At 56.3% G+C, this 16,273-nt stretch carries 10 protein-coding genes; 7 read left to right on the top strand and 3 right to left on the bottom strand.

What is annotated here, in order from left to right; all coding sequences use genetic code 11:
* Positions 1-963 carry a taurine ABC transporter substrate-binding protein gene (gene tauA / locus QQZ17_RS20335; protein ID WP_152405708.1) on the bottom strand — a complete coding sequence of 321 codons (963 nt, stop codon included), beginning with the start codon at positions 961-963 and terminating at the stop codon, positions 1-3.
* A gap of 1,021 nt (positions 964-1,984) precedes the next feature.
* Here tauA and QQZ17_RS20330 point away from each other — a divergent pair.
* The 6 genes from QQZ17_RS20330 (at position 1,985) to fbpC (ending at position 9,848) form a co-directional block, all read left to right on the top strand.
* Complete coding sequence (locus QQZ17_RS20330) at positions 1,985-2,614, top strand: response regulator transcription factor (protein WP_152405710.1); 630 nt, start codon at positions 1,985-1,987, stop codon at positions 2,612-2,614.
* The gene (locus QQZ17_RS20325) at positions 2,614-4,155 is read left to right on the top strand and encodes an MASE1 domain-containing sensor histidine kinase (RefSeq protein WP_152405711.1); all 1,542 of its coding nucleotides are present in this window, start codon (positions 2,614-2,616) and stop codon (positions 4,153-4,155) included. The genes QQZ17_RS20330 and QQZ17_RS20325 overlap by 1 nt, the downstream gene beginning before the upstream one ends.
* Before the next feature lie 60 nt (positions 4,156-4,215).
* Complete coding sequence (uhpC, locus tag QQZ17_RS20320; RefSeq protein WP_284554162.1) at positions 4,216-5,544, top strand: MFS transporter family glucose-6-phosphate receptor UhpC; 1,329 nt, start codon at positions 4,216-4,218, stop codon at positions 5,542-5,544.
* Positions 5,541-6,572 carry an ABC transporter substrate-binding protein gene (locus QQZ17_RS20315; RefSeq protein ID WP_152405713.1) on the top strand — a complete coding sequence of 344 codons (1,032 nt, stop codon included), beginning with the start codon at positions 5,541-5,543 and terminating at the stop codon, positions 6,570-6,572. Before uhpC ends, QQZ17_RS20315 begins: the two co-directional genes overlap by 4 nt.
* Positions 6,573-6,711: 139 nt before the next feature.
* Positions 6,712-8,790, top strand: a complete 2,079-nt coding sequence (locus tag QQZ17_RS20310) for an ABC transporter permease (protein WP_152405714.1) — start codon at positions 6,712-6,714, stop codon at positions 8,788-8,790.
* Between the two features lie 11 nt (positions 8,791-8,801).
* Positions 8,802-9,848, top strand: coding sequence for a ferric ABC transporter ATP-binding protein (gene fbpC / locus QQZ17_RS20305; protein WP_152405715.1), 1,047 nt, complete (start codon positions 8,802-8,804; stop codon positions 9,846-9,848).
* A gap of 1,038 nt (positions 9,849-10,886) precedes the next feature.
* Here the strand turns inward: fbpC and QQZ17_RS20300 are convergent.
* Positions 10,887-13,322 (bottom strand): autotransporter outer membrane beta-barrel domain-containing protein, encoded by a 2,436-nt coding sequence (locus QQZ17_RS20300; RefSeq protein WP_152405717.1) that lies wholly within the window; start codon positions 13,320-13,322, stop codon positions 10,887-10,889.
* Positions 13,237-14,784, bottom strand: coding sequence for a hypothetical protein (locus QQZ17_RS20295; protein ID WP_152405718.1), 1,548 nt, complete (start codon positions 14,782-14,784; stop codon positions 13,237-13,239). The genes QQZ17_RS20300 and QQZ17_RS20295 overlap by 86 nt, the downstream gene beginning before the upstream one ends.
* A gap of 696 nt (positions 14,785-15,480) precedes the next feature.
* Here QQZ17_RS20295 and QQZ17_RS20290 point away from each other — a divergent pair.
* Complete coding sequence (locus QQZ17_RS20290; RefSeq protein ID WP_152405719.1) at positions 15,481-16,257, top strand: MBL fold metallo-hydrolase; 777 nt, start codon at positions 15,481-15,483, stop codon at positions 16,255-16,257.
* Positions 16,258-16,273: the final 16 nt, after the last annotated feature.

Here is a 16,273-nt window from a genome sequence, read left to right as displayed (position 1 = left end):
TTATTGCACGAAGCGATCGGTGACGTACTGGCTGTAATCGCTTGCCACCGCAGGCACCTTGCCCTGCTCTTTCAGAAACTGCGCGGTGTCGATAATCGCTTTGTTCACCGGGCCGGTCAGTTCAGCCGTCTGCTGCTGAGGTGTGAGATAGGTATTACCTTTCACCAGCCCCGGCACATCGGCTTCCGGCACGCCGCTCAGGCGCGACAGCTTGCTGATGTTCTCCGGCTGTTTCAGCCATTCGTCGGGATTCGCAATATAGGGCTGCTGCGCGTCGATGGCGCTTTTCGCGAAGGCTTTCACCACCTCCGGATGCTTCTCGGCAAAGTCTTTGCGCACCACCCACACATCAAGGGTTGGAGCTCCCCACTCGCCAACTTTTTCCGAGTCGGTCAGCACCTTGCCGTCTTTTTCCAGAGCGTTAACAGCGGGAGCCCAGACATAAGCCCCGTCAATATCCCCGTGCTGCCAGGCGGCGATAATCGCCGGCGGCTGCAGGTTCACAATCTCCACCTGACCGGGTTTGATCCCCCAGTGTTTCAGTGCCGCCAACAGGCTGTAGTGGGTGGTGGAGATAAACGGCACGGCGATGCGTTTGCCGATCAGGTCCTCGGGTTTGCTGATACTTTTCTTCACCACCAGCGCTTCGGAGTTACCAAGTTTTGATGCCAGCAGGAAAACCTCGATCGGCACCTGCTGACTGGCGGCAACCGCCAGCGGACTGGAGCCGAGATTGCCGATCTGCACATCGCCGGAGGCCAGGGCGCGCACAATGCTCGCGCCGCTGTCGAATTTACGCCAGTCGACGGTAGCCCCGCTCTCTTTGGCGAAGGTGTTATCCGCCTGCGCCACTTTCGCTGGCTCGGCGGAGGTTTGATACGCGACGGTGACGTTCACCGCCTGCGCCTGAAAGGTGATGAATGCCAGTGCGGCAAGAAGTGTATTACGCGATGAACGTGCCATATTGTCTGCTCCCTTGTCTTGTTATGGAGGCAGTATTTCGTTGCGGTCGGATTTGATAAAGGAATTAAAAATTCTTGCTAAGAACAAAGCGTTTTTAGAAAAAAAGCGGGAATGGTTAGCGATTTTGCGCATGTTGAGACAGATGTAGTGTCGTAGGCCGGATAAGCGTAGCGCCATCCGGCATGGGCTGTTGACATGCGTCATGTCGTTTCTGGGAAGTGTTCCGTTCGTCTTATGTTTCTTACCGTGGGTCAGGTGTTTTCATGTCACTTCATCAAAGGGTTCCGTTCGCCCTACGAACCGTGATTCTCTGGACGTAAATTTCCCGCGAACGTGTTAAGGAGGCTCGTCGCCGCCTCCTTAACAATCCTGGCTCCCGGCAGGAAAATTGTCGCTTCGCGATACCCTCCGCTTATTCCTTCAGGCTACCGGGCCGGGCACGACTCAGCATCCCTGCTTCGCGCGCCCTGAACCCGCATCCTTGCGGGTTCTCCCGGCCTTACGGAAACGCGTCGGCAATTTTCAGCCGGCCCCATCCACACCTGTCCCTCTCTGCGGTTTGCTTTTTTTACAGCGAAATGAATTTTCCTGAAAGGCAGAGAATCGAAGCGATGCCGTTGGTCCGGCGTGAAAATCGATGAGCCGTTGACGGCTGACCGGGTCCGCCCGCAGGGAAGCGGGCGGAGGGGACGGCCTGCAGGGATGCAGGCTCGGCACCGACCCGAAAGGCAGACGGCATAAGGCGAATGGACCACAACGTGGCGATTTTCCTCGCCGGGAGCCGGGATTGTTAAGGGCGTGGCGGAGAACGCCCTTAACACGTTCGCGGGTGAGTGAGTTCCAAAGAAACAATGAACACAAGGCGAACGAAACCCTTTGATGAAGTGACATGAAAACGCCTGCCCCCTGCGCCCCCAAATATTGCCATTTTGTTACATTCATTCCATAACTGTACCTGATTGATTGCCAGCGCAGCGGCGCCAGGCATCATAGAGTCATTATCCGGCAAGAGAGCAAAATCATGATACGTGTGGTGCTGGTGGACGACCATGTGGTGGTGCGTTCTGGCTTTGCGCAATTACTCAGTCTCGAAGAAGACCTCGACGTCGCAGGCCAGTTCAGCAGCGCAGCGGAAGCCTGGCCTGCTTTACTGCGCGACGACGTTAACGTTGCGGTGATGGATATCGCCATGCCGGACGAAAACGGTCTGAGCTTACTGAAACGCTTGCGGGCACAGAGGCCGCAGTTTCGCGCCATTATTCTCAGTATCTATGACACGCCGACCTTCGTGCAGAGCGCGCTGGATGCGGGTGCCAGCGGCTATCTGACCAAACGCTGCGGGCCGGAAGAGTTAGTGCAGGCCGTTCGTTCCGTTGGCCTGGGCGGGCATTATCTCTGCGCCGATGCGCTGCGGGCGTTGCGCGGCGGCGAGCCATCATCACCCGTGCTGGCGGAACTGACCCCGCGCGAACGGGAAGTGTTTGATTTACTGATCAAAGGCGACAGCGTTAAGGAAATCGCCTTTAAACTCGATCTCAGCCATAAAACGGTGCATGTCCATCGTGCCAACGTGCTGGGCAAACTGAACTGCCACAGCACCATTGAGCTGGTCCATTTCGCCCTCGACCACCAACTGCTGGCGGGACATTGATGTCACGCAACCTCCGCCACGCCGTCATCTCGCTGTTTATTGTGCTGGCATGGGGCACCGGCTGGCTGATGCTGTGGACGCTCGGTTTTTATCTGACCCATAACGGCCAGCAGGCGGCGCTGTTCCTGCCGCACGGTGTCTATCTGGCGCTGTTGATCCTGCTTTCACGCCGCTATTGGCCCGCGCTGGTGCTGCCGCCGATGCTGATGCTGCTCTGGCTGCACAGTGAGCAACTGCTCAATGGCTATATTCTGCTGGCCACGCCGCTCATCAGCGTGATCCCTGCCAGTCTCGCGCAGACCTTCTGGTACCGTTTCCCCCTTTACTGGCAGCGGCTGACGCTGCTGCTGGCCACGGTAACGGCGGCCTCATTGCTCAACGCCGCCCTGCTGTCACCGTTTGTCAAAAGTCCGGCGATGCTGCTCGGCCTGGCGTCATTTACCGGTGGGGTACTGCTGACGCCGTTTGTCTATCTGATCTTCGAGTTTCTGCGCCAGCAGCATCGCTATCACCTGCTGGGGCTGGACACCAATAATCCGCCGTTGCGTACCTCGTTAATCATCTGGTGCAGTCTGTTTTTTATCATTGGCATTGGTACCCAGATGGTGCTGTCGCCAGAGATTGAGCGCCTGCTGCTGATCGTGGTGTTTCTGCCCAATGTAGTCATGGCGTGGAAGTTCGGCTGGCAGGGCGGCGTGCTCTCAGGGCTGCTGGGCAGCATGATGATCACCATCGCCCGCCAGGTCGGCGTGGGGTTCAGCAACCTGGTTGAACTGGAGATCTTTCTCGCGACGCAGTCGCTGCTCGGCATTGGTCTGGGGATCGCTATCAGTCGTCAGCAACATCTGGCGCAAAACCTGCACCATTACCGCCAGCGCCTGGAGGCGGAACTGGCGGCGCGGCGGGCGCTGGCCGAGAAGCTGGTGCATACCGAAGAAGATACGCGCAAGAGCCTGGCGCGCGAGCTGCATGACGAGATTGGACAGAACATCACCGCCATTCAGATCCAGTCGCAGCTGGTGAAACGGGCGCACGATCCGGCGCAAGCCCAGGCCGCCGCCAGCCAGATCAACGATCTCGCCCGACGGATCCACCACTCTACCCGCCAGTTGTTGCGCCAGCTTCGCCCCCCCGCGCTGGACGAACTGTCGTTCAAAGAGGCGTTGCTCCATCTGCTCAACGAGTTTGCCTTTACAGAGCGCGGTATTCGCTGCCAGTTTGATTATCAACTCACCGCCACGCCCGAAAATGAAACGGTGCGCTTCACTCTCTACCGGTTGTTACAGGAGTTGCTCAACAACGTCTGTAAACACGCCAGAGCCAGCGAGGTGCGGATTGTCCTGCGTCAGCAGGGAGATGTGCTGCATCTGGACGTGACCGACAACGGTGTGGGGATCAGTGCCGACAAAATGGCCGGTTTTGGCATTCAGGGGATGCGCGAGCGGGTCAGCGCCCTCGGGGGCGAACTGGCGCTGGAGTCGCGGCACGGTACGCGGGTAAGTGTTAACTTGCCCACAAATTTGCAACAAATCGCCTTCTGACCAGGAAAAAGTCCTAGTCACTCCGGACTTTCTCTCATCCCCTTTTGATTTCTCTTTCTTATAGTCAGCAAAACGGAGACGGCTATGCACGCAGGCGCAGCATCTGAAATCAATCAACGGTACCGCACGCTGCGTCCGCGACTGCTGATGTGCATGGTCATCGGTTACGCCGCGTTTTATCTGACGCGTAAAAGCGTGAACTACGTGCTGCCAGCGCTGCAAACCGATCTCGGGCTGGATAAAAGCGACATTGGGCTACTGGGTTCCCTGTTTTATCTGACCTACGGCCTGTCGAAATTTACCGCCGGACTATGGCATGACAGCCACGGACAGCGTGGGTTTATGGGCGTAGGCCTGTTCGCCACCGGCCTGCTGAACGTGGTGTTTGCCTTTGGTGAGTCGCTGACGCTACTGCTGGCGGTCTGGACGCTCAACGGATTTTTTCAGGGCTGGGGATGGCCCCCCTGCGCTCGCCTGCTGACCCACTGGTACTCGCGCAACGAACGCGGCTTCTGGTGGGGCTGCTGGAATATGTCTATCAACATTGGCGGGGCGATTATCCCGCTAATCAGCGCCTTCGCCGCTCACTGGTGGGGCTGGCAGGCCGCGATGCTGATGCCAGGGATAATCAGCATGGCTCTGGGAATCTGGTTAACGCTGCAACTAAAGGGCACGCCCCAGGAAGAGGGGTTACCGTCCGTCGGCAACTGGCGTAACGATCCGCTGGAATTGCGCCAGGAGCAGCAAAGTCCGCCGATGGGGCTGTGGCAAATGCTGCGTACCACGATGCTGAAAAACCCGATGATCTGGCTGTTGGGCGTTTCGTATGTGCTGGTCTATCTGATCCGCATTGCCCTCAACGACTGGGGCAACATCTGGCTGACGGAAAGTCACGGCGTCAACCTGCTCAGCGCCAACGCCACGGTGATGCTGTTTGAAGTAGGCGGTCTTCTCGGCGCGCTGTTTGCCGGCTGGGGTTCGGACCTGCTGTTTAGCGGTCAGCGGGCGCCAATGATTTTGCTGTTTACGTTGGGACTGATGGTCTCCGTCGCCGCGCTATGGTTGGCGCCGGTTCATCATTACGCCCTGCTGGCAGTCTGTTTCTTTACGGTGGGCTTTTTTGTCTTTGGCCCACAAATGTTGATTGGCCTGGCGGCGGTGGAATGTGGACACAAAGCGGCGGCAGGTTCAATCACGGGTTTTCTCGGCCTGTTCGCCTATCTGGGGGCAGCGCTGGCGGGCTGGCCTCTGTCGCTGGTCATTGAACGCTACGGCTGGTCGGGAATGTTCAGTTTGCTCTCGGTCGTCGCGGTACTTATGGGTTTACTGCTGATGCCGCTGCTGATGGCGGGCATCACCACCACTCTCAGTCAAAGGATAAAACAATGAAAATGACCCTTACCTCTACTCTGATTGCCTCCGCCGTTGCGCTGGCGACCTTATCGGGCGCGGCGCACGCCAAAGGTCGTCTGGTGGTCTATTGCAGCGCCACCAACGAGATGTGCGAAGCAGAAACCAAAGCCTTTGGCGATAAATATGACGTGAAAACGTCGTTTATCCGTAACGGCTCCGGCAGCACGCTGGCGAAGGTCGATGCCGAGAAGAAAAACCCACAGGCTGACGTCTGGTACGGCGGCACGCTGGACCCGCAGTCGCAGGCCGGTGAAATGGGTCTGCTGCAGCCGTACAAATCCCCGAACCTGGAACAGGTGATGGAGAAATTCCGCGATCCGGCGAAAGTGAAGGGCAACCTCTCGTCGGCGGTCTACGTGGGGATCCTCGGTTTCGGCGTCAACACCCAGCGCCTGAAAGAGAAAAATCTGCCGGTGCCGAAATGCTGGAAAGATCTGACCAAACCGGAATACAAAGGCGAAATTCAGATTGCCGACCCGCAAAGCTCCGGCACTGCCTACACCGCGCTGGCGACGTTTGCCCAGCTGTGGGGGGAAGATCAGGCCTTTGATTACCTGAAACAGCTGAACGCCAACGTCTCGCAGTACACCAAATCCGGTATTGCCCCGGCGCGTAACGCCGCCCGCGGTGAAACGGCCATCGGCATCGGCTTCCTGCACGACTACTCGCTGGAAAAAGAACAGGGCGCGCCGCTGGAGCTGATTTCTCCGTGTGAAGGTACTGGCTATGAGATCGGCGGCGTCAGCATCCTGAAAGGGGCACGCAACCTCGACAATGCCAAACTGTTCGTCGACTGGGTACTGTCGAAAGACGCACAGGAACTGGCATGGAAGAAAGGTAAGTCCTATCAGATCCTGACCAACACCACCGCCGAAACCTCGCCGAACTCGCTGAAACTCGACGACCTGAAGCTTATCAACTACGACATGGATAAATACGGCTCAACAGACGTCCGTAAGGCGCTGATCAATAAGTGGGTCAGCGAAGTGAAGATGGGTAAATAAGCTCACACGATGACTTCCTGACGTTAAGGTTACGCAGGCCGGGTAAGGCAACGCCGCCACCCGGCAATCATCGTCACCCTGAATGCCGGATAGCGCTCACGCTTATCCGGCCTGTTCGGGATTGAACAGCGGAAAACGTATGTCACACACACTTGCACTCCATCCCGTGAAAAAGCGGGATGCGATATTCCTTTGGGTCTTACTCGGCTGGCTGGCCTTCGTCCTGCTGCCGAGCTGGAGCCTGGATTACGGTCTGCTGGAGTCCACGGGCGATGAAATCCTCGAGGCCTACGGTTGGTCACAGTTCAATATCAGCTGGCTATGGTATCTGCTGCCAGGCCTGCTGCTGGTGCGCCCGGTCCACGAAGCCAGACGCGAACAGCGTAGCCGCCACTACTTCGATGCCAGTTGGGCCTTTTTGTGCATCGCTTTTATCGTCATCAGCGCGACCGTTGAAGGGCGCGGTTTAGGCTACGCCACCATCGTGCTGTTTGTCGCACTGGGCGCAATCATGACCCTGGCGCTGACCCGTCTCGAATGGCTGGGCGGCGACCGGTTTGTGATTGGTTCGCTGGTCACCATCGTGGCGCTCATCGGTATCTTTATCGTCTGGCCGAGCATCGCCATTTTCATCCCGATGTTCACCAATGACGCGGGGGCGTTCGCGCCGCTGGCGTTTATGAATGTGCTATCGCAGGCGCATATCATTCAGGTGATCCTCAACTCTATCGCCCTGTCGATTGCCGTGGGCGTCGGCTGTACCTTCTTCGGCCTGGTGCTGGCCATTTACACCACCCGTATCGCCCAACGCAGCGCCGTTATTGGCCGTATCTTCTCAATCCTGCCGATCGTCACGCCGCCGTTTGTCGTGGGGCTGGGCGTTACGCTGATGATGGGCCGTTCTGGCTACGTGACCGAATTGATGGTGGAGTGGTTCGGGCTGACCAATACCAACTGGCTGTACGGGTTTACCGGCATCTGGCTGGCGCAGGTGCTGGCGTTTACCCCAATGGCGTTTATGATCCTCGACGGCGCGATCAAAACCATTCACCCGTCGCTGGAAGAGGCGTCATACACCCTGCGCGCCAGTCGCTGGCAGACGTTTAACGGCGTGTTTGTCCCCCTGCTGAAACCGGCGCTGGCGAATGCGTTCTTAATTGTTATTGTCCAGTCGCTGGCCGACTTCAGTAACCCGCTGGTGCTCGGCGGCAACTTCGATGTGCTGGCGACGCAAATTTACTTCTACATCACCGGTTCACAGCTCGATTACCAGGCTGCCAGTACCCTCGGTGCCTTCCTGCTGCTGTTCTCGCTGTTGGTGTTCTGCGTACAGTACATGTGGATTGGCAAGCGCTCTTACGTCACCGTCTCCGGGAAATCATACCGTGGCGACGTGCAGCCGCTGCCGGTCACCCTGGTCTGGAGCGTGGTCGCTATCCTGGCGATATGGATTGCCTTTAACGCCCTGCTCTACGGCAGTATTTTCTACGGCAGTTTCACCGTGAACTGGGGCGTGGACTACACCCTGACGCTGGATAACTTTATCAAGCTGTTTGGTCAGGGGATGAGCGACGGCGCATGGCCTTCGCTGCTCGATACCCTGTTGTATGCCGGAATTGCCGCGCCGATCACCGCCGCCTTCGGCCTGCTGATCGCCTGGGTTGTGGTGCGCCAGCAGTTCAAAGGCAAAAAGACCATCGAGTTCACCACCATGCTGTGCTTTGCCGTACCGGGCACCGTGGCGGGCGTCTCTTACATCCTTGCCTTTAACAGCGCCCCGGTGTACCTCACCGGCACCGCGGCCATTGTCATTATCTCGATGGTGATGCGTAACGTGCCGGTCGGCATTCGCGCCGGGATCGCCGGACTCGGCCAGATCGATAAATCACTGGATGAAGCCTCGCTCAGTCTGCGTGCCGGGAGCTTACGCACCATTACGCACATTCTGCTGCCGCTACTGCGTCCGGCTATTCTCTCGGCGCTGATCTACAGCTTCGTGCGCGCCATCACGACCGTCAGCGCCATTGTCTTCCTCGTCACGCCAGACACCCGCGTGGCAACGGCCTACATCCTGAACCGCGTGGAAGACGGCGAATACGGCGTGGCGATAGCCTACGGGTCGATTCTGATCGTGGTGATGCTGGCGATTATTTTCATCTTTGACTGGCTGATTGGGGAAGCACGTATCTCCCGGTCTAAAGCCAAAAACCAGGCGTAATGGAGCGCACTATGAGTCAGAAAAATTTCGTTGAACTGCGCAACGTCACCAAACGATTCGGCAGTAACACGGTCATCGACAATATCAATCTCACCATCCCGCAAGGGCAGATGGTGACGCTGCTTGGTCCGTCCGGCTGTGGCAAGACCACGATTCTGCGCCTGGTCGCCGGTCTGGAAAAACCAAGCGAAGGGCAGATTTTTATTGATGGCGAGGACGTCACCCATCGCTCTATTCAGCAGCGTGATATCTGTATGGTGTTCCAGTCGTATGCCCTGTTCCCACATATGTCGCTGGGAGAAAACGTCGGCTACGGTCTGAAGATGCTGGGCGTGTCGCGCGCCGATGTGAAGACGCGGGTGAAAGAAGCGCTGGCGATGGTCGATCTGGAAGGATTCGAGGACCGCTATGTGGATCAGATTTCCGGCGGCCAACAGCAGCGCGTGGCGCTGGCGCGCGCGCTGATCCTCAAACCGAAGGTGCTGCTGTTTGACGAACCGCTGAGTAACCTCGACGCCAACCTGCGCCGCAGCATGCGCGATAAGATCCGTGAGCTGCAAAAGCAGTTTGATATCACCTCGCTGTACGTTACCCACGATCAAAGCGAAGCCTTTGCGGTTTCCGACACCGTGCTGGTGATGAACAAGGGACATATCATGCAGATCGGGTCGCCGCAGGATCTTTATCGTCAGCCTGCGTCCCGCTTTATGGCCAGCTTCATGGGCGACGCTAACCTATTCCCGGCCCATTTTAGCGATGACGCGGTCGATATCTACGGCTATCGCCTGCCCCGCCCCGCGCACTTTGCGGCCCAGGGTAAGGGTACCGTGGGCGTACGCCCGGAAGCGATTACCTTAAGCGATCGCGGCGAGGAGAGTCAGCGCTGTGTGATTCGGCATGTGGCCTATATGGGACCGCAGTATGAGGTGACGGTGGAGTGGCATGGGCAGGAAATTCTGTTACAGGTCAACGCCACTCGTCTGCAACCGGATATTGGCGAGCAGTATTTCCTCGAAATCCATCCGTACGGGATGTTTGTGTTAGCGGACGCCGCGTAGGTTTTCGATGTTTTCGATGCCGGAGAAGCGTAAGCGCCATCCGGCAACCGCTGTATATGTTTACCAGGGAGATCTTTCCGTTCACCTTATGTGCGTCGCCTCTCTGGAATTATCGTGTACGTGAACGGGCAAGGGAGGCTCGCCGCCGCCTCCCTTGCAACCCAGGCTCCCGGCCGGGAAAATTGTCGCTTCGCGATACCCTCCGCTTATTCCTCCGGGCTACCGGGTCGGGCGCGACTCAGCATCCCTGCTTCGCGCGCCCTGAACCCGCATCCCTGCGGGTTTCCCCGGCCCTCCGGAAACACGTCGGCAATTTTCAGCCGGACCAATCCACACCTGACCACCTGAGCGGTTTACTGGTGCTCAAAGCGAAAAGAACTTGTTTGTAGAGCAGAGAATTGAAGCGATGCCGTTGGTCCGGCGTGAAAATCGATGAGCCGTTGACGGCTGACCGGGTCCGCCCGCAGGGAAGCGGGCGGAGGGGACGGCCTGCAGGGATGCAGGCTCGGCCCCGACCCGAAAGGCAGACGGCATAAGGCGAATGGACCACAACGTGGCGATTTTCCTCGCCGGGAGCCGGGATTGTTAAGGGCGTGGCGGAGAACGCCCTTAACACGTTCGCGGGTGAGTTGTTTCCAGAGAAGCAATGAACATAAGGCGAACGGAACCCTTCTTTGAAAGGGCATAAAACATGTCTGATGGCGCTACGCTTATCAGGCCTACGTTGATCCCGTTAACCCTGAACCAGCCGCAGCCGTCCGCGCGGCGCGCTTAATAGCGGGAATGGGTTAACAATAAGGAACAGAATAGGTCGCCAGCTCATAACGCCTCCAGATCAGGGGGTTATCTATACTCTGGCAGTGGCAAAGCAGAGCGACACTAAGACGAAAGTAGGAATGCCGCGCAATTGTTCATACAACGGAGTGATAACAGAAAGGTATTCGCAAATTTCAGTGAATATTTACCGCGCAACGTGGCGGTAAGAATAAAACGTCAACCCGGCTTCTCAGCCGGGTTGACGGGAGGCATATCGGACGGTTAGAACTGGTATTTTATCCCCAGCACACCGCTCGTGTCGTGAAAGCCGTTATTACCCATTTGTTGAGCCACGTTGCCCCACACGCTGAGATCCCGGGTCAACCGCCCCTCGACGCCCACTTTCACCTCAGCGACGTTTCGACTTCCCTGCAGGGAAGTACTCGTGTCATTCATCCTGACGCCGTACTGCTTCGTGTTGTGTATCCAGTTCGCCTCGATAAAGGGTTCAAACTCGCGTACGGTTCCTTTTTCCGCGGCGCTTTTTCCATTAGCGTAAAGGCGCATGCCCAGACGGGTCTGAATATTATTGTCACCCTGGCCCTGAACCCGCGTACCATTTTTCTCGGTATGGTCGTTAGCCTTCACCCCCATCCAGGTGACCTGCGCCTGTGGGCGAAGATAGACGCTACTTTCTATGTCGCCTGCCGTCGTGAATGACCCCATGTGGAAAGCGTAACCCGACTCCAGCGACGCCGTCAGCCCCTTGCTTTTATAGCGCTCCTGAGCAATCTCATCGCCTTTAACCGTATTATCAAACCAGTTATAGAGTACCCAGGAATCGACATACAGCCCGGTTTTATCCACGGCGTTCTGGTACCAGGTTCCGTACAGACCGGCGCTGTAGCCGCTCACCTCGCCACGAGAACCGTAGCCTGAGAGCCTGTTATGGGTGTCGTTATCCTGCTTACCATAGCCCGCCATTGCGCCCAGTTGATAGCTATCGGTACCGTTCGCGCTGCCCTGGAGCAACGCGCCGCCGACCTGCACGACAACGCGGTTGGACGAGGATGTGTTCTGATCGTCAGACATCCGGCTCTTGTTGCGCCCGCCTGCCGTGCGCAGCCACAAGCTGGTCATATGGCGTTCCCCGGTAGCGGGGTCGGTATACCATGCTCCTCCCTGACGGTCCTGCAGCCGGGTGTTAAACAGCGTATTCGCTGCCGCCAGGTTGCTGGCATAGCTTCCTGCCTCAGGGCGATAGATGTGGACTGCATCAGAAGAATCGCCTGGTGCAGGCCGATCGTTGTTAACAACCTCAGAGGAGTCGTCAGGATCAGGAGTGTCCGTCAGACTGGTTAAATACCAGTTATTCCTGTCACTACCGGAAGCCGTTCCCTGCTTCACGTGATATTCATAGCTTCCCGCCACGATACGACCTCGTTGTACAAAGGCATCTGCCGTAGAACTCCCGGTCTCAATGATTTTAATCCCTTCATGTAGCAACGCCCCTGAGCCATTCTCATTGCTAACCTGCACATAGGTCGTACCGGTCGCGTTGCCGGTAACCACCAGCTTATCCGTCAGGCTACTGTCGCCGCCGAGAACGGTGCCCAGCGAAAGGTTACCGCCGTTACCCGTATAGTCGCCATCGATGGTCAGCGTATTCCCGGCGCTGGTTGCGCTGTTGTTGAGAATAATATTGCCGCTGTTAGTCACGTCGCCAGTCAGCATGACGCTAAGAGGGGAAGAAGGCGGAACACCATCATCATCAATCAGCAGAGTTCCACGGTTATCCAACGCGTTGACGGTCTGGCTGTTGCCGTTCAGGTTAAGCGTCCCTTCCTCACCGACGGTTACGCCGGAGGTATTGGCGAATGCATTCGACGTCGTCGTCTTCAGCATGCCTTCGCTGACATAGGTCGACCCCGTATAGGTATTTTCCGCTGACAGTATCAGCGTGCCTTCTCCTGCTTTGGTCAGGCTTTTACCGTCCCAGGCCGGGTTGACGTGCGCCGTATTGTCAGCCAGGGCAACGCCGAGATCGAAGGTTCTGCCCTCATCAAGCGTGAACGTCCCGTGCGCATCGGCGTCCAGACCGTTCCAGTACAGGGAGTATTGAATGATCCGAGAACCGGCGTTGATATAGGCAAAGTCAGGTTGGCTCATGCCCGCGACGAGGGCATTACTGTAAGAAAACGCGCCCGTAATACCGTTCGTGGTTTCAACCAGAAGAATGTCGTGCATATCCCAGTGGGTGATATTGGCATTAAGCGACGCGTTATCGCCAACCGAGAGAGACGCCGCCTTGAGGCTGACGCCTTCGCCAAGGGTGAGCGACGACTCGTCGGCAAACGACGCGTTACCGGAAAATTCAATCGGTTGTTCTGCCAGCGTTACGCTTGCCGCCTGACCCACCGTCAGATTACCGTTGATGGCCCGGTTTGCCGCATCATTACTGACTACCTGCAACGTTGTCGCGCTGTCGCTTGTACCGTCGGCCAGCCGGATATCACCAGTGATAATCGAGCCGGTATTCAGCGTCAGCGTGTTGCTGCCGCCGGTAAGACTGAGAGCCGCCCCCGCTTCGCCACCGCTCCGGTAGGGAGCACCGCCGGTGATAACGCTGTTATTAATGAGCCAGATTACTGCCGGATATCGCTGCGCCACCTGCACCGTTAGCGCCGCCGTTGCTGCCGAAACTGCCTCTGCCCCCAACGACAGAACCGCTGTTGTTAATCCTCAGGCTGTCACCGAATATTCCGACGCCGCCGTTGCCGCCGTCGCTGGTGTTAGTATTATCTCTGCTGCCGCTGTAATTGCCCTCTCCGCCAGTGATGACGCCGCCAGCCAGATTGCTGATGGTCAGGTTGTGACCGGATATAGCCGTGCCGCCGTCTGCGCCGTCCGGGCTTGTCGTATCGCCGCCGGCATAGGCGCCTTCGCCACCGGTGATGGAACCACCGTTGGTGATGGTCAGATTATCGCCAAGTATTCCCGTGCCGCCTGCGGTAGGCATTCCGGCGCCACCGAGGCCGTCCGAACCGCCACTGCCGCCTTCACCGCCGGTAATAGAACCTCCGGCTAAATTATCAAGGATGATCTCGCTACCAGATATTGCAGCGCCAGCATTTCCGCCATTGCCTCCATTGCCTCCGCCGCTAAACCCCCCTTCGCCACCGACAATGGATCCGCCGTTGGTGATTCTCAGACTGGTACCCGATATTCCCGCCCCGGCATTGCCACCGAGCGCTCCATAGCCATATCCCCCTTCGCCGCCGACAATGGATCCGCCGTTGGTTATGGTCAGAGCGGAACCCGATATGGCATCGCCCCCTAAGCTTCCGGAATTGCCTCGGCCACCCGTAATTGACCCACGGGCAATATTGTCAATGACCATATTGCTGCCGGTAATTCCGGCACCGGCATTGCCACCTTCAGCTCCATCGTAACCATATCCCCCTCCGCCGCCGAGAATAGCGCCGCTGTTGGTGATGGTCAGCGCGGAACCCGATATGGCATCGCCTCCCTCGCCACTGGAATCACCGTCACCACCGGTAATACGGTAAGTATTAATAATTGTGAGATCGGTACCTGATATTCCAGCGCCGCCAATGCCGCCCGTACCACCGTTGCCATCAAATCCGAAACTGCCATCGCCTCCGGTAATCGCACCATCGTTGGTTATCATGAGACGGTCACCAGAGATACCCGCACCGCTAGCGGAATATCTATCCCCTTCGCCACCGGTGATGGAGCCGGTACGAGAATTGGTTATCGACAGGTCAGTACCCGATATTCCCACACCACCGGCACCAATGCCGCTAACGCCATAGCTACCTTCACCACCAATAATCTTTCCGCCGTTAGTGATTGTTGCATTGTTACCGGACATTCCGTCGCCGCCGTCGCCGCCCGCGTCACCATCACCGCCGGTTATTGTGATGCCACTACCGACGCTTACGCTGTTATCCGCTGCGGTAGTTTCCGGGTTCGGCGATAAGACATACCCAGCTCCGGCGCCTTCACTGCCCCCACTAGTCCCGTGAGTCCCTGTGTTGGATTGCGCCGCATAAGGAAATGAACCATCAACATGAATCGTGGCCCCTGTTGCTGGTCCGGAGGATATGAAGATCGATGCGATCAATAACGCTATTTGGTTTCTGCGAAAATATTGCATTAATAACTCCCTTGCTAATTTTCACAAAATTCAGTTAATTTCTTACTTTTGTTAAGTCAGTAAACAAAGTAGAAAAAAACAGGAAACAAAAAATTAGCAATAAAAATTAAATTAAATTCAAAAGGAAATAAAGATTGTATTGAAAGCTATCAAAACCATATCGAAGAGTAAACGCAGTAAATCATTTCAAAAAAAATCTTAAATTGTTCACCTCTAACCATTTCACATTATTAAATGAATAAAAACAATAACATAAAAGACACTCATACAACGATGTATTTAATATAAACGTGGCTATTTAAAAAACAGATAAATTAATTTATGATGAAAACAAGGCGTTACCCTCGTCGTCAACGAGATAAATCCGTCAATGTTTAAACTTTTATATTTTTCTTTATTTCATCTTAAAACTGCTTAATAAGATGAGATATTTAAGAGTGATGTTCAGATTTTTATTATCATATCGTAAAGGATGCTCAATTACGGTTCCTGACTAAAGATATGCCGTCTCCTGGCTATCGCGCGGTAAATATCTCTGCGACGCCACGGAAAAGCCACATTGCACTCTTCTGTTTTACTGCGGGGTCTGGTCTACCCTGTTGGCCCAATCCCATCGTTATTCGCCCATTTGCCCCTATTCAGTTTCTGGTCAACACTCCAGGATGAGACCACTGGCCCCTCACGTGGAGTATCACCATGAACATCACCCATATTCGCAACGCCACCCAGTTGATTACCTTTGGTGGTAAAACCTTTCTCGTCGATCCGATGCTTGCCCCGAAAGGTGCGTATCCCGGCTTTCCCGGCACGGCGCGGGCGGAGATCCGTAATCCAACGGTTGAACTCCCCTGCGATCTCAACACCCTGTTGCAGGCCGATGCGCTGATCGTCACCCATCTCCATGCGGACCACTGGGACGACGTCGCCGCAAAGGTCGTGCCGAAAGAGAAGCCGATTTATGTACAGAACGAACAGGATGTACAAATCCTGCGGGCGCAGGGTTTTAGTCAACTCACGGTGCTGACGGACAATACCCGGCTGGGTGAGATCACGTTGCGTAAAACAGGCGGCCAGCACGGATCCGACCGGCTGTACGCCATTCCTGCCATGGCTGAGCGAATGGGCGATGCCTGCGGGATTGTGTTCCAGCATCCACAGGAAAAAACGCTGTATTTGGTCGGCGATACTATCTGGCGCGATGAGGTCGAAGCCAACATGGTCACATTCCAGCCTGATGTGGTAGTACTGAACGCCGGGTTTGCACACGTGATCGGTTTTGGTGCCATCATCATGGGGGCAGAAGATGTGCTGAAAACCCACTTCGTACTGCCCGATGCGCAAATTGTGGCGATTCACATGGAAGCGATAAACCACTGCCTGTTGACGCGTACCGCGCTCAGGGAATACGCCCGCGATAACCAGATTGCAGAATGTGTCCGGGTACCGGAAGATGGGGAAACCCTGACGTTCTAACCCCCAGCCGAGGAAA

It is taken from the genome of Citrobacter sp. T1.2D-1 (assembly GCF_950098555.1).
GTDB lineage: Bacteria > Pseudomonadota > Gammaproteobacteria > Enterobacterales > Enterobacteriaceae > Citrobacter_A > Citrobacter_A telavivensis.
Note: the sequence above shows the minus strand (reverse complement) of the source record. Positions and strands in the feature narration are given on the sequence as shown.

Bases quoted from the DNA above. Each gene is read 5' to 3' on its own strand.
- QQZ17_RS20315 (WP_152405713.1), top strand. From the start codon at position 5,541: ATGAAAATGACCCTTACCTCTACTCTGATTGCCTCCGCCGTTGCGCTG.
- tauA (WP_152405708.1), bottom strand. From the start codon at position 963: ATGGCACGTTCATCGCGTAATACACTTCTTGCCGCACTGGCATTCATC.
- QQZ17_RS20310 (WP_152405714.1), top strand. From the start codon at position 6,712: ATGTCACACACACTTGCACTCCATCCCGTGAAAAAGCGGGATGCGATA.
- fbpC (WP_152405715.1), top strand. From the start codon at position 8,802: ATGAGTCAGAAAAATTTCGTTGAACTGCGCAACGTCACCAAACGATTC.
- QQZ17_RS20325 (WP_152405711.1), top strand. From the start codon at position 2,614: ATGTCACGCAACCTCCGCCACGCCGTCATCTCGCTGTTTATTGTGCTG.
- QQZ17_RS20290 (WP_152405719.1), top strand. From the start codon at position 15,481: ATGAACATCACCCATATTCGCAACGCCACCCAGTTGATTACCTTTGGT.
- QQZ17_RS20330 (WP_152405710.1), top strand. From the start codon at position 1,985: ATGATACGTGTGGTGCTGGTGGACGACCATGTGGTGGTGCGTTCTGGC.
- QQZ17_RS20295 (WP_152405718.1), bottom strand. From the start codon at position 14,784: ATGCAATATTTTCGCAGAAACCAAATAGCGTTATTGATCGCATCGATC.